The organism is Streptomyces sp. NPDC048664 (assembly GCF_040650555.1).
Taxonomy (GTDB): Bacteria; Actinomycetota; Actinomycetes; order Streptomycetales; family Streptomycetaceae; genus Streptomyces.
In genome coordinates this window covers 82,930-96,067 of sequence record NZ_JBEZHK010000006.1, presented here as the reverse complement: position 1 = coordinate 96,067, position 13,138 = coordinate 82,930, and the positions used below count along the sequence as shown (strand labels likewise).

Annotated in this window: 12 protein-coding genes; 6 read left to right on the top strand and 6 right to left on the bottom strand. The window is 71.8% G+C overall.

The genetic code is table 11. The annotated features are described in order from the left end of the window. Window positions 1-156: 156 nt before the first annotated feature. The 3 genes from AB0C59_RS08835 to AB0C59_RS08825 all read right to left on the bottom strand — a co-directional run bounded on the left by AB0C59_RS08835 (window position 157) and on the right by AB0C59_RS08825 (window position 1,922). Window positions 157-816: a DUF5063 domain-containing protein gene (locus AB0C59_RS08835; protein ID WP_363002092.1), complete on the bottom strand. Its 660-nt coding sequence runs from the start codon at window positions 814-816 to the stop codon at window positions 157-159. Beyond that, window positions 809-1,408 (bottom strand): recombination mediator RecR, encoded by a 600-nt coding sequence (gene recR, locus AB0C59_RS08830; RefSeq protein ID WP_363002090.1) that lies wholly within the window; start codon window positions 1,406-1,408, stop codon window positions 809-811. The genes AB0C59_RS08835 and recR overlap by 8 nt, the downstream gene beginning before the upstream one ends. 172 nt (window positions 1,409-1,580) lie before the next feature. Continuing rightward, window positions 1,581-1,922 carry a YbaB/EbfC family nucleoid-associated protein gene (locus AB0C59_RS08825; RefSeq protein ID WP_363002088.1) on the bottom strand — a complete coding sequence of 114 codons (342 nt, stop codon included), beginning with the start codon at window positions 1,920-1,922 and terminating at the stop codon, window positions 1,581-1,583. Window positions 1,923-2,266: 344 nt separating this feature from the next. Here AB0C59_RS08825 and AB0C59_RS08820 point away from each other — a divergent pair, with 344 nt between their 5' ends. Continuing rightward, the gene (locus AB0C59_RS08820) at window positions 2,267-3,007 is read left to right on the top strand and encodes an SLATT domain-containing protein (protein WP_363002086.1); all 741 of its coding nucleotides are present in this window, start codon (window positions 2,267-2,269) and stop codon (window positions 3,005-3,007) included. 40 nt (window positions 3,008-3,047) lie between these two features. Here AB0C59_RS08820 and AB0C59_RS08815 read toward each other — a convergent pair whose 3' ends face one another. Then, window positions 3,048-4,997, bottom strand: coding sequence for a serine/threonine-protein kinase (locus AB0C59_RS08815; RefSeq protein ID WP_363002084.1), 1,950 nt, complete (start codon window positions 4,995-4,997; stop codon window positions 3,048-3,050). Window positions 4,998-5,224: 227 nt separating this feature from the next. Between AB0C59_RS08815 and AB0C59_RS08810 the strand changes: the two genes are divergently transcribed. The 4 genes from AB0C59_RS08810 (at window position 5,225) to AB0C59_RS08795 (ending at window position 8,594) form a co-directional block, all read left to right on the top strand. Continuing rightward, window positions 5,225-6,580, top strand: a complete 1,356-nt coding sequence (locus AB0C59_RS08810; RefSeq protein WP_363002082.1) for an aspartate aminotransferase family protein — start codon at window positions 5,225-5,227, stop codon at window positions 6,578-6,580. 398 nt (window positions 6,581-6,978) lie between these two features. Next, a complete protein-coding gene (locus AB0C59_RS08805; protein WP_363002080.1) occupies window positions 6,979-7,668 on the top strand; it encodes a GntR family transcriptional regulator in 690 nt (229 codons plus the stop codon). 55 nt (window positions 7,669-7,723) lie between these two features. Beyond that, window positions 7,724-7,867: a hypothetical protein gene (locus AB0C59_RS08800; RefSeq protein WP_363002078.1), complete on the top strand. Its 144-nt coding sequence runs from the start codon at window positions 7,724-7,726 to the stop codon at window positions 7,865-7,867. Window positions 7,868-7,943: 76 nt separating this feature from the next. Then, a complete protein-coding gene (locus AB0C59_RS08795) occupies window positions 7,944-8,594 on the top strand; it encodes a hypothetical protein (protein ID WP_363002076.1) in 651 nt (216 codons plus the stop codon). 105 nt (window positions 8,595-8,699) lie between these two features. Here the strand turns inward: AB0C59_RS08795 and AB0C59_RS08790 are convergent, their stop codons facing one another. Together AB0C59_RS08790 and AB0C59_RS08785 are read right to left on the bottom strand one after the other, a co-directional pair. Further along, window positions 8,700-10,529 carry a 5'-nucleotidase C-terminal domain-containing protein gene (locus AB0C59_RS08790; RefSeq protein WP_363002074.1) on the bottom strand — a complete coding sequence of 610 codons (1,830 nt, stop codon included), beginning with the start codon at window positions 10,527-10,529 and terminating at the stop codon, window positions 8,700-8,702. A gap of 301 nt (window positions 10,530-10,830) precedes the next feature. After that, on the bottom strand, window positions 10,831-12,114 hold the full coding sequence (locus AB0C59_RS08785) for an adenylosuccinate synthase (protein WP_363002072.1): 1,284 nt from the start codon (window positions 12,112-12,114) through the stop codon (window positions 10,831-10,833). Window positions 12,115-12,310: 196 nt separating this feature from the next. Here AB0C59_RS08785 and AB0C59_RS08780 point away from each other — a divergent pair, with 196 nt between their 5' ends. Beyond that, a complete protein-coding gene (locus tag AB0C59_RS08780; RefSeq protein ID WP_363002070.1) occupies window positions 12,311-13,138 on the top strand; it encodes a diacylglycerol kinase family protein in 828 nt (275 codons plus the stop codon).

The window sequence follows — 13,138 nt, the reverse complement described above, 5'->3', positions numbered from 1 at the left end:
CAGTCTATCGAGCGGCCGGATTCCACTTCCGGCATCCCGGATGGTGAGATGTCCCGCTCACCATGGCGTCCTCCGGCCGCTCCAGCAGCGCATCTGCCCCCGGGAGGGCGTACGTACTCGGAAAGTGCCGCGTGTCACAGCGCGCGCGGAGTGGGCTTACTTGACGGTCCGCAGTCCGAGCGGCCCCGCGATCTCCTGGGCCATCACCCTGCCCGCCTGCTCGGCCAGCACCTCGTCGCCGAGGTCCTCGTCCGTGTCGAGGCCGTCGAGCTCCGCGAGGGGCTGGTTCAGCCGGACGTGCGCGACCAGGGACTGGAGTGCGCGCAGCGTCGCGGACGCGGTCGATCCCCAGTTGGAGAAGTACGAGAACTGCCACCACCACAGGGCCTCGGTGGTGCGGCCCGCACGGTAGTGGGCCATGCCGTGGCGCAGGTCGGTGATGACGTCCGCGAGGTCGTCGGAGATCCGGGCCGGGACCGGCGCGGTGCGCGGCTCGTAGGGGTCGAAGACCTCCGAGTAGACGTCGATCGGGTCCAGCATGGTGGCGAGGCGCTCGCGCAGCTCGTCGGCGTCGGCGTCCGGGCCCGAGTCGGGCTCGTAGCGCTCGTCCGGCACGATGTCCTCGTGCGCGCCGAGCCGGCCGCCCGCGAGGAGCAGCTGGGAGACCTCCAGCAGAAGGAACGGGATGGCCGAGTCCGGCTCGTCGCCCTTGGCGACCTCGGTGACGGCGACCAGGAAACTCTCGATCTGGTCCGCGATCTGCACGGCGAAGTCGTCGGGGTCCTGCGTCGTGGAGTGCAGCGTGGCGTCAGACATCTAGGAGTCGTCTCCCCTCGAAGGCCCGGCCGAGGGTGACCTCGTCCGCGTATTCCAGGTCGCCACCCACCGGGAGGCCGCTGGCCAGGCGGGTGACCTTGAGGCCCATGGGTTTGATCATCCGGGCGAGGTAGGTGGCCGTGGCCTCGCCTTCCAGGTTCGGATCCGTGGCCAGGATCAGCTCCGTGACCGTGCCGTCGGCCAGTCGCGCGAGCAGTTCCCTGATGCGCAGGTCGTCCGGGCCCACGCCCTCGATCGGGCTGATGGCGCCGCCCAGGACGTGGTAGCGGCCGCGGAACTCGCGGGTGCGCTCGATCGCCACGACGTCCTTGGGCTCCTCCACCACGCAGATCACCGAGACGTCGCGGCGCGCGTCACGGCAGATGCCGCACAGCTCCTCCTGCGCGACGTTGCCGCAGGTAGCGCAGAAGCGGACCTTCGCCTTCACCTCCAGCAGCGCCTGGGCGAGGCGGCGTACGTCCGTCGGCTCGGTCTGCAGGATGTGGAAGGCGATCCGCTGCGCGCTCTTGGGACCGACGCCGGGCAACCGCCCCAGCTCGTCGATGAGGTCCTGGACCACGCCTTCGTACAACGGACTGCCTTCCTGCTTCCCGAACTACCTGAACTTCGTGGACTGCCTGAACTTCATGCACTGCTCGGACGACCTGGACTTCCGGAAGGGACTCCGGTGCGTTCCGGTACGTACCGTAGTTGGCCCCCGCCCTTCTTAGAAGGGACGGGTCCGTGAGTCGGCCGCCGCGATGTCAGAACGGCAGCCCGGGGATGCCGCCGCCGCCCAGCCCCTGCGCGAGCGGGCCGAGCTTCTGCTGCTGGAGCGCCTGTGCGTTCTCGTTGGCCGCCTGGACGGCCGCGACGACCAGGTCCGCGAGCGTCTCGGTGTCCTCCGGATCGACCGCCTTGGGGTCGATCACCAGGCCCCGCAGCTCCCCGGAACCGGTGACCGTGGCCTTCACCAGGCCGCCGCCCGCCTGGCCGTCGACCTCGGTCCGCGCCAGCTCCTCCTGCGCGTTCGCGAGATCCTGCTGCATCTTCTGGGCCTGCTGGAGCAACTGCTGCATGTTGGGCTGGCCACCACCGGGAATCACGATGAGCTCCTGGTCTCGTACGGTTCGGTCGGCTGTCGGGGGTCAAACGGGCGATTTTCCCGCCTGGCACGAGCCTACGTGGTCACCGCGACGCTCGCCCCGGTAGTCCACCCGGAACCGGCTGGACGAGGTGCGGGAGCGGTTTTCGCGCGGATCCGACACGCCTCACTCGTCCGGGTGACTTCGGGGGGTGGCTTATACCTGACCAGGGACCACTTCCGGGCGCATTGACGGCAGAACGCGGGGCTTCGCCACCCATTGGGAGGTAGGAAGGAGTCGGCGCCTCAGCACCGTGCGTCACGAGAGCATGGCGGGACGTCACAGCCGCCGGTAGGGAGTGCCGGGTGAGCCAGCCGGAGATGCAGCCGGAGGGCCCTCTCCACGAGGAGCGGGACGAGGGCACGGCGAGGGCACGGCCGGACGACCTCACGGGACGGCCCTTCCCGCACGGGGACTGGGGGGAGCCCGCCCAGCGGCTGGACGAGCTGTACCGGTGGGTGGAGTCCCGGGCGCTGCGGACGGCGGCCTGGTATCTGGCGAACCGGACGTGGAAGCGGCGGGGTGCGTTGCTGCTGCGGGGCGGGGCCGCCGCCGGGGCGGTGTGCGGGGCCGCGCTGCCCCTGCTCGATCTGACCGCGGTGGTCGGCGGGGTCGCGCCCTGGGCCTATCTGTCCCTGCTGCTCGGGGCCGCGTGTGTCGCGGCGGACCGCTTCTTCGGGGTGACGTCGGGCTGGATGCGGGACGTGGCGACCGCGCAGGCGGTGCAACGGCGCTTGCAGGCCTTGCAGTTCGACTGGGCCTCCGAGAGCGTGCGCGAGGTGCTCGGGCCCACCGAGGGGACCGCCGGGGAGGCGGCCGAGCGGTGTCTGGCGGTGCTGCGGCGGTTCTCCGAGGACGTGACGGAGCTGGTGCGGGCCGAGACAGCGGACTGGATGGTGGAGTTCCGGGCCCGTTCGGGGCCGCTCGGCATCCAGTCCACGACCGTGGCCGCGCCGCGACCGGAGGGGGGCGCCTCGGGCAGGTTCACCCCGCCCGGCGGCGCCCGGCCGAACATGCCGCGCCAGCGGCCTCCGGAGCCTCGCTGAAGGACGGTGAAACCGCCCTGGTCGGCGCGGGGTCCGGGCGTCAGTGCGCCTTCTTGACGTAGGTCAGGGACTCACCGGTGCTCGTGTTCACGCGCTGGAGGGCGCCGGCCGCGAGGACCGTCAGCCGTGTCGCACCGCCCGGCGTGCAGGACGAGGCGGGCTGCCCGACCACGACCGTCGACGGGCCGATCTCCAACGGGCCGTTCCCGGCGGGGGCTCCGGACAGCCTCGCCTCGAAGACGCAGTGGTAGGAGCCGGCGCCCGCCGGGCCGTCCGCCGTCACGGACAGCACCGCGTCGCCCACCTTCCCCTGCCTGATGACCAGTTGGCGGGTGCTGTGGCTGGTGGCGCTGTCGATGGACGCGGTCCAGGTGCCGAGGTAGGCGTCGGGGACGGCTCCGCCCCCGGAGGGCCGGGAGGAGGGTGCGGGGGAGCCGGGTGCCGCGGTGTCCGGCGGCGCGGGGGCGGCGGTGCCGGTGTCCGGGGTCGTCGGGGTGCCGGCGGCGGCGCCGGTCGTCGATCCCGTGCCCTTCATCAGCGCGAACACCGAGCCGCCCGCGCCCAGCGCCACCACCAGCGCGGCGATGACCAGCGCGGCGGTGGCCCGGCCGCTGCGGCCCCGGGGCGCCGAAGGGGCCGGGACCGCGCCGTAGCCCGCCGGACCGAAGCCGGTGCCGGTACCCGTACCGGTGTACGGGGGCGGGCCGTACGGGGGTGTCGGACCGGGTGCGTGCTGCTGCGGGGAGCCGTAGGGGCCGTAGGAGGCGTACGCCTGGTGCTGCTGCGGATAGCCGTAGGCGGGATGCGGGGGCGCGGCGGAGACCGGCGGCGGGGTTCCCGGCGCGCCGGCGGCCGCGCCGGCCGTGGCTCCGGCCGTGGGCGGCTCGGCGGGCGTCGGGGCGCCCGCGGCCACCGGGGCCGGCCGCGGCGCCCCGGCACCGGCCCGGGCGTCGCCTACGGGGGCGTGCCCGGGTGCACGCGGGGCGTCCTCGGGCGCGGGCGCCGCCATGGGCGCCGGGGGCTGCTTGGTGAGCTGCACCGTCGCGGGACCGTCGGCGGCCGCCGCCTCCTGCGGGTCCTCGGCGTCCAGCAACCGCACCGCGTGCCGCCCGAGTTGCGCGACCAGCGAACCCGGCAGCCAGGGGTCGCGGCTGCGTCCGCCGGAGACCGTGTCCTCGGCTCCGGTCCGCTCCAAAATCCGGGCGGGCGTGGGGCGGGCGTCCGGGTCCTTGTGCAGGCAGTCCCGCACGAGGTCGGCGAGTTCCTCGGGCATGCCGTCCAGGTCGGGCTTCTCCTGCGCGATGCGGAACATCTGCGCGTGCACCCCGCTGTCGGTCGCGCCGAAGGGGAGGCTGCCCGTGGCGGCGTACGCCAGCACGGAGCCCAGGCAGAACACGTCGCACGCCGGTGTGATCCGGTCGCCGCGCACCTGCTCGGGCGCCATGAACCCCGGGGAGCCGACGAGCGCGCCGGTGCGGGTGAGCCCGTCGGCGCCGGGGGTCTGGAGGGCCCGGGCGATACCGAAGTCGATGACGCGGGGCCCGTCGATCGTCACCAGGACGTTGGACGGCTTGAGGTCGCGGTGGATGAGCCCGGCCGCGTGGATGTCCTGGAGCGCGTGGGCGAGCCCGGCGGCCAGGATGCGCACGGTGCGCTCGGGCAGGGCCCCGTGCTCCCGCGACACGACGCTGTACAGGCTGGGTCCCGCGACATAGCCGGTGGCCACCCACGGGATCTCGGCCTCGGTGTCGGCGTCCAGGACCGGTGCGGTCCAGTATCCGCCGACCTGGCGCGCCGCCCGCACCTCCTGCCGGAAGCGGGCCCGGAACTCCTCCTGCTCCGCCAGCTCCCGCCGCACCAGCTTCACCGCGACCGTGCGGCCCCGGTCGGAGCGGGCCAGATACACCCGGCCCATGCCGCCGGCGCCGAGCCGTGCGAGCAGCCGATAGGCCCCGATCCGCTGCGGATCCCCCGCATGCAGCTTCTCCATCGCCGCGTCCCACCCGCTCCCGTGCCGCCCCCAGCCCTTGAGACAGCCGAGGATAGTGCCGTCGCGGCGGAAGCCGGGAAGAAGACCGTCCACGGTTGGGTAACAGGTCGAACGCGCGTCGCACCGGGGGGCGCGCGGCACACGTCGACACACTGTCGCGTTCCCGCCCGGACCGTGGGACAGGACGCCGATGTCGCCCGGCGCCCCGGGCACCTACGCTTCCGCGCATGACCCCTCACACCGACCCTCAGGCAGGAGCGGCCGTCAAGGCCGCGGACCGTGCGCACGTCTTCCACTCCTGGTCCGCCCAGGAGCTCATCGACCCGCTCGCCGTCGCCGGTGCGGAAGGGTCGTACTTCTGGGACTACGACGGCAACCGCTACCTCGACTTCTCCAGCGGCCTCGTCTTCACCAACATCGGCTACCAGCACCCCAAGGTGGTCGCCGCGATACAGGAGCAGGCCGCCCGCCTGACCACGTTCGCGCCCGCGTTCGCCGTGGAGGCCCGCTCGGAGGCGGCCCGGCTGATCGCCGAGCGCACGCCGGGCGACCTGGACAAGATCTTCTTCACCAACGGCGGCGCCGACGCGATCGAGCACGCCGTGCGCATGGCGCGCATCCACACCGGCCGCGCCAAGGTGATGTCCGCGTACCGCTCGTACCACGGCGGCACGCAGCAGGCCATCAACATGACCGGTGACCCGCGCCGCTGGGCCTCCGACAGCGGCACGGCGGGCGTGGTGCACTTCTGGGCGCCGTACCTGTACCGCTCGCGGTTCTACGCCGAGACCGAGCAGCAGGAGTGCGAGCGGGCGCTGGAGCACCTGGAGACCACGATCGCGTTCGAGGGGCCGGGGACCGTCGCCGCGATCGTGCTGGAGAGCATTCCCGGCACCGCCGGGATCATGGTGCCGCCACGCGGGTATCTCGCGGGGGTGCGCGACCTGTGCGACAAGTACGGCATCGTCTTCATCCTGGACGAGGTGATGTCCGGGTTCGGGCGTACGGGCGAGTGGTTCGCGGCGGACCTGTTCGAGGTGACGCCCGACCTCATGACCTTCGCGAAGGGCGTGAACTCCGGGTACGTGCCGCTCGGCGGTGTCGCCATCTCCGGGAGGATCGCGGAGACCTTCGGCAAGCGGCCCTACCCGGGCGGGCTCACCTACTCCGGGCACCCGCTGGCCTGTGCCGCGGCCGTGGCGACGATCAACGTCATGGCGGAGGAGGGCGTGGTCGCCAACGCGGCCGTCGTCGGGGCGCAGGTCATCGAGCCGGGGCTGCGGGAGCTTGCCTCGCGGCACCCCTCGGTGGGTGAGGTGCGGGGGGTCGGCATGTTCTGGGCGCTGGAGCTGGTGAAGAACCGGGAGACGCGGGAGCCGCTGGTTCCGTACAACGCCGTCGGGGAGGCCAACGCTCCCATGGCGGCGTTCGCCTCCGCGGCGAAGGCGCGGGGGTTGTGGCCGTTCGTGAACATGAACCGGACGCATGTGGTGCCGCCGTGCACCGTGAGTGAGGCGGAGGCCAAGGAGGGGTTGGCGGCGCTGGACGCTGCGCTGGCTGTGGCGGACGAGTACGTGTCGTAGCGGGCGGTTCTCGCGCAGTTCCCCGCGCCCCCTTTCCGGTGTGTGGTCGCCTGCGGGTGCGCGGTGGGCTGTTGCGCAGTTCCCCGCGCCCCTCACGGCGGTGCGTTGTCGTCTGCGGGTGCGTCGTGGTGGGGCGCGCGGTTCCCCGCGCCCCTGAGGGCGCGCTGCGCGCGCGATGCCGCCCGCGGACGACGACGCACCGGACCACGCCGGACAGGGGCGTGGGGAACCGCGCGAGATCCCACCGCGGACCCGCAGACGACCACGTACCGGTTGAGGGGCGCGGGGAACTGCGCGGAAACCCACCACCCACCCGCGGGGGGTTCAGCGCGTAAGGTGACGCGTGGCTGTATGTCGTCTGTGTACGTCACCTGACTCGGATGGGGAGCCTGAGTGTGATGCACGGTCATGGGGCCGTCACCCGCAGCACCCTGCGCCAGCAGGTCGCCGACGCGCTGCGCGACGAGATGCTGGCCGGACGCCTGCAGACGGGCCGCGCGTTCACGGTGAAGGAGATCGCCGAGCAGTACGGCGTCTCCGCGACCCCCGTCCGCGAGGCCCTGGTGGACCTGGCGGCCCAGGGCCTGCTGGACGCCGTGCAGCACCGGGGGTTCGAGGTGCACGCGTACTCCCTGGAGGACTACCGCGGCATGATCGAGGCCCGCGGCCTGGTCACCGAGGGAATGTTCCTGCGCCTGCTCGCCGGCGAGTGGGGCACCATCACCTCCGCCGTCGGCTACGGCACCGCCCTCGCCGCCGTACGCCGCCGCGGCGAGGAGGCGCACCGTGCGGCGGCAGTCGGCGACCTGAACGTCCTCATCGGCTACGACCTGCGCTTCTGGCGCGAGCTCAGCGGCCTGTACGGCAACCCGTACCTCGCGGACTTCCTGCACCGCCTGCGCGTCCAGTCCTGGGTCTGCACGGTGCAGTACCTGCGCGGGGCGACCGGGCTGCGGGGCCGGCTGTGGGCCGGATACACCGAACTGGTGGACGCCCTGGCCGGCAACGATCCGACCGCCGCGCGGTCCGTCGTCTCCTCGTACAACGCCCACTCCCTCGCGCTGCTCCCCCCGCCGGGCGCCGGTTGAGCGCGGGACCCTCCGCCCACGTGAACGAGGGCATGCGGGCCAGTGGAGGGCGGGCGTGCTCGTGCCGCCCCCGCAGCAGTACCAGGAGCCGCTGCGGCGGACGGTGGACGAACTGGTGGGGCGGCCCGTGAAGTGGGGCGGCGGGGTGTGGGTAGGGGACCTGCACGACCCGTGCTGCGCGCACCCCCCGCACCGCTGAGGCGCCGCGCCGCCGCGGCCATTACGCTGCCTGCACCACTTGGATGAGCCGTCCCGACAAGCCGAGGAGCTTACTGTTGGCCTGTGACCTGTGGCTGGTCCCCCTCGTCGACGTGCTGTGCCACACCCCCGACAACCCGTTCGCGGACGAACTCGCCCTCTACGACAAGGTGCTGGGCGAGGCAGGACTGCCCCCGGTGCCGGTCTACCAGTACATGCCGGGCCTGACCGGCGAGGTCGCCCCGGTCGCGGGCTTCGACTACGACGCGCTGCACTTCCTGCGCCGCGCCTACCTGCTCCAGGTGTGCGGGCTCGCCGTGACCCCGGTGGACGAGCTGGGCGGCGACTACGAACAGCTCCTGGAGATGTTCGAGACGACCGCCCAGCAGTCCCATCTGGTCTGGCACTACGACCACGCCGGCGCGTACGTCCCGGTGGACTTCCCCCAGCCGCTGTCCAGCGACGAACTCCTGGCGAGCGGCGGCCCGCTGGGCTCCACCCACGCCCTGCTGCGGGAACTGCAGGCGGTGGCCCCGGCCATCGGCATCGACCCGGTGAACCCCCCGATGGCCCCGCGGCCCCCCTCGGCGCCCACCGCCCTGGAGGAACCGGCCTCCCCCGCCCCGTACGACCCGAGCCCCTTCGCCCGTGAACGCCACGTCTGGCTCGGTCTGCACGCGGCGGCGACCCGGAGCCTCGCCCAGGGCTCGATGATCGTCTTCAGCTGAGCCCCCTGTGGGGGCGCCGGCGTGGCGACCGCCTCGTACACGCGCCCGCACGACAGAACGCCCCCGCCGTTGCCGGTGGGGGCGCTCGGTCGTCGGCCGGTCCGGTCAGAACACCGGGGTGCCGTCCTGCGTCAGCTTCCAGTTCGTGACGGCGAAGTCGGCCGGGTTCAGGGACTTCTTCGCGGTGACGTAGTCGATCATGAGCTGGCGGATCTCGTTGGTCGAGCTGTACGCGATCGGCGCCGCGGCGATGTGCGGGTAGCCGGAGCCGCCGTTGGCGCGGTAGTTGTTGACGGCCACGACGAAGACCTGGTCGTCGGCGATCGGGGCGCCGTTGTAGCTGAGGTTCTTGATCCGGGAGCCCTCGGCCTGCGCGATGTCGATGTCGTACGAGACGCCCGCCGCGGTGTCGTACATGTAGTCCCAGAAGCTGTTGGCGTTGGTGAGGGTCGCGGTGTCGACCTTCGTGCCGCCGGGGACCTGGTGGTAGTACTTGGCGCCGTACTCCAGGTAGTCCTTGAGCTGGGCGCCCGTCAGCTTCTTGCCGTACAGGGTGTTGTCGTAGATGTAGAGCCCGGCGATGTCCTTGATGGTGACGTTGCCCTGCGGGATGTCGGCCGTGCGGCTGAAGGGGGCCGCGACCGAGATCAGCGGGAGGGCGGCGTCGGCCGTCGACAGTCCCGCCTTCACCGCGTCCATCTGGACCTGGTGGATGAAGTCCATGATCGGGACGTCCTTCCAGCAGGAGTCCGCGGCCGAGAGGTCGGCGGTGCAGGTGCCGACGGCGGTGTTCACGTACTTCACGACCAGCTCGTGGTCGGCCTGCAGGAGCTTCTTGATCTCCGGGTCCTCGTCCACCGTGTTGGGGTTGAGGGTCTGCGCCTTCTTGGAGGTGACCTTCCACTGACCGTGGTGGAGTTCGAGCTCGAAGTCGAAGACGCTCAGGCGGTAGCCCCAGCAGTACGGCTCGGAGAGCAGGACGTCCGCGCCGGTCTCCTTGTTCTTCACCGTGTACGACGGCACCTCGACGTGGGTGTGGCCCACGAGGATCGCGTCGATGCCGGGGACCTGCTCGGCCACGAGGTTGGAGGCGTTCTCGACGTACGGGAGCTCGTCGCCGTAGGAGGAGGAGCCGTCCAGGCCGGAGTGGTCGGTCAGGAAGACGACGTCGCAGCCGAGGGCGCGCAGGCGCGGCACGTACTTCTTGGCCTGTTCGACCAGGCCCGGGAAGACCATCCTGCCGCTGACGTTGTCCTTGTCCCACAGGGCGATGCCCGGGTTGGTGAGACCGAGGATGCCGACCTTGATGTCCGGGGCACCGGGGACGCAGATGCGCTTGACGGTGTACGGCGCGAAGGCGGGGCGGAGCGTCTTGGCGTCCAGGGCGTTGGCACCGAGCAGCGGGAAGTCGCACTGGCTCTCGAACTTGCGCAGGGTGTCGATGCCGTAGTTGAACTCGTGGTTGCCGAGGGCGGCGGCGTCGTAGCGCATGTGGTTCATGGCCACGGCCATCGGGTGCTTGGGGCCCTTCTTGCCCTTCGAGCCCGTGATGGGCTCGACGCGGGCGAAGTAGTAGGCCAGCGAGGTGCCCTGGATGATGTCGCCCGCGTCGACCAGCAGGGTGCGGTGCTCCCCCTTGGCCTTGCGCTGCTGCTTGATGAGGGTGGCGACGCGCGCCACACCCACGGAGTTGCCCGCCTTGTCCTTGTAGGGGGCGTCCAGGTAGTAGTCCCAGTCGAAGACGTGGCTGTGCAGGTCGGTGGTGCCCAGGATGGAGAACGACCAGGTGCGCGGCGTGTGTTCGGGCATGTGGCCCGGGCGGTGCTCGGCGGCCTCTGCGGGGGCGGCGGCGACGGTGCCCGCGGCGGCCACGGCCGCACCGGTGACGGCCGACTTCTTCACGAACTCCCGGCGGTTCATGGGAGGAACGGGCATTCGGTGCTCCTGGGTCTCGAGGATCGAGGGTCAACTGCGCTGGTGGCGCGGGGAGTACGGCTCGCGGCGGGACTACACGCGTAGATGGTCGCGGCACTCCGGTGACGCGCGAAACCCTCAAATTCCCATGTACAGGTCAAGGATGACCCATGGAACGACCATGCCTCTCGGGCGACCGCTCCCTCGTCGAAGCGGCTCCGTGGGCGGGCGGGTGCGAGGTCCTGGCCGGCGGTCGCGGACGATCACCGGCCAGGACCCCGAATCCGATCGGCCCTGCGGGCCTGGAGGGAGGGGACAGCCTTCAGATGAACGAGTTGATCTCGATCGTCTCGTCACGGCCCGGGCCGACGCCGATCGCCGAGATCGGCGCGCCCGACATCTCCTCCAGGGCCTTGACGTAGTCCTGCGCGTTCTTGGGGAGGTCGGCGAAGGTCTTGGCCTTCGTGATGTCCTCCTGCCAGCCCGGCAGGTACTCGTAGACCGGCTTCGCGTGGTGGAAGTCCGTCTGGGAGTAGGGGAGTTCCTCGACGCGCTGCCCGTCGATCTCGTAGGCCACGCAGACCGGGATCTGCTCCCAGCCGGTGAGGACGTCCAGCTTGGTGAGGAAGAAGTCGGTCAGGCCGTTCACCCGGGTCGCGTAGCGGGCGATCACCGCGTCGAACCAGCCGCAGCGGCGGTCGCGGCCCGTGGTCACGCCCCGCTCGCCGCCGATGCGGCGCAGCGCCTCGCCGTCCTCGTCGAACAGCTCGGTCGGGAAGGGGCCCGAGCCGACGCGGGTGGTGTACGCCTTCAGGATGCCGATCACCCGGCTGATCTTCGTCGGGCCCACTCCGGCGCCGGTGCAGGCACCGCCGGCGGTCGGGTTGGACGAGGTCACGAAGGGGTACGTGCCGTGGTCGATGTCCAGCAGGGTGCCCTGGCCGCCCTCGAAGAGGACCACCTTGTCCTCCTCCAGGGCCTGGTTGAGGACCAGGACCGTGTCGGCGACGTAGGGCGCGAGCTTGTCGGCGTAGCCGAGCAGCTCCTCGACCACCTGGTCCACGGCGATGGCGCGGCGGTTGTAGAGCTTGCTCAGGATCTGGTTCTTGGCCTCGAGCGCGGCCTCCACCTTCTGGGTGAGGATCGACTCGTCGTACAGGTCCTGGACCCGGATGCCCACGCGGTTGATCTTGTCGGCGTAGGTCGGGCCGATGCCGCGGCCGGTCGTACCGATCTTGCGCTTGCCCAGGAAGCGCTCGGTCACCTTGTCGACGGTGACGTTGTACGGGGTGATGATGTGGGCGTTCCCGCTGATCAGGAGCTTCGACGTATCGACGCCGCGCTCGTTCAGACCGCTCAGCTCGGAGAGCAGGACCGACGGGTCGACGACAACGCCGTTGCCGATGACAGGCGTACAGCCGGGCGACAGGATTCCGGAAGGGAGGAGGTGGAGGGCGTACTTCTGGTCGCCAACGACGACCGTGTGGCCGGCGTTGTTGCCGCCCTGGTATCGCACCACATAATCCACCGAGCCACCGAGCAGGTCGGTGGCCTTTCCCTTGCCTTCGTCACCCCACTGAGCACCGAGCAGCACAAGTGCGGGCACGCGCGTACACCCCTTCCGGGCGGGGCATGTCCAAGGTCAGGGGCGTACGCGGAGGGTCCACCCACCGTGTGCACCGCGACCGCCTTTGGCCGCAAACCGTCGGACCGGATGCCCCGGAATAGACGAAGCCCCTGGCGCAATAGCGCAAGGGGCTCTTGCACAAAGATGCTACCCGAGGAAGCGAGGCAGGACCGAGGTGGCGACTTCCGACCAGCTCCTCGTGGTGATCGACCCGGTCGCCCGCACCTGCGACGGTGAGTCGGTACGGATCGCGAAAGACGTGCTCAGCGCGGGTGCGGCGACCAAGGTGTGCCTGCCCGAGGGGCCGGAGGAATTCGCGCGGGCGCTGGCCCGCAGGGGGTCGCGCAGACCCGTGGTCGTGGGGGACGACCGGGCGCTGCTGCGGGCGGTGACCCTGCTGCACCGGCGCCGCGAGCTGGACGGGACGGTCCTGTCGCTGGTGCCGGTCGGATCCGCGCTGTCGCTGGCGCGCTCGCTCGGGGTGCCCACCGGGGCGGTGGCGGCGGCGCGGACGGTGCTGGAGGGCGTGGAGCGGCGGCTGGACCTGCTGGTGGACGACAGCGACGGGGTGGTGCTGGGCGAGCTGCGGATCGGGGCGGGGGCTGGCCTGCCGACGGTGCCCACGCAGCGGGCGGGCGGGTCCGGGGGGCGGTTGCTGCGGGTGCGGCGCTCGCTGGTGCGGACGCTGACCCGTCCGCCGCGGCCGGGGGCGGGGCCCTCGCGGCTGCGGGTCGACGTGGACGGCGTCCTGCTGGTGGATCTGGACCGGCCGGTGGAGCGGGTCTCGGTCGTCCCGGACCGGACGGGCGCGGCGGTGGTGGAGGTCCGGCCGGCGCCGCTGGGTGCGGAGGCCTCCTCCCCGCTGGCGGCGCGGGGGCGGGCGGTGACGGTGTCGGGGCCCGACTTCCGCTACCGGGCGGACGCGCTGCCGGGCGGCCCGGTGCGCAGCCGGACCTGGGTGGTCCGCGAGGGGGCCTGGGGGATCACGGTTCCGCTCGCGTAG

Excerpts from the sequence above, each read along its gene's own strand:
- AB0C59_RS08835 (WP_363002092.1), bottom strand. The coding sequence starts at position 816 with ATGTCTGACGCCACGCTGCACTCCACGACGCAGGACCCCGACGACTTC.
- AB0C59_RS08815 (WP_363002084.1), bottom strand. The coding sequence starts at position 4,997 with ATGGAGAAGCTGCATGCGGGGGATCCGCAGCGGATCGGGGCCTATCGG.
- AB0C59_RS08810 (WP_363002082.1), top strand. The coding sequence starts at position 5,225 with ATGACCCCTCACACCGACCCTCAGGCAGGAGCGGCCGTCAAGGCCGCG.
- AB0C59_RS08805 (WP_363002080.1), top strand. The coding sequence starts at position 6,979 with ATGCACGGTCATGGGGCCGTCACCCGCAGCACCCTGCGCCAGCAGGTC.
- AB0C59_RS08790 (WP_363002074.1), bottom strand. The coding sequence starts at position 10,529 with ATGCCCGTTCCTCCCATGAACCGCCGGGAGTTCGTGAAGAAGTCGGCC.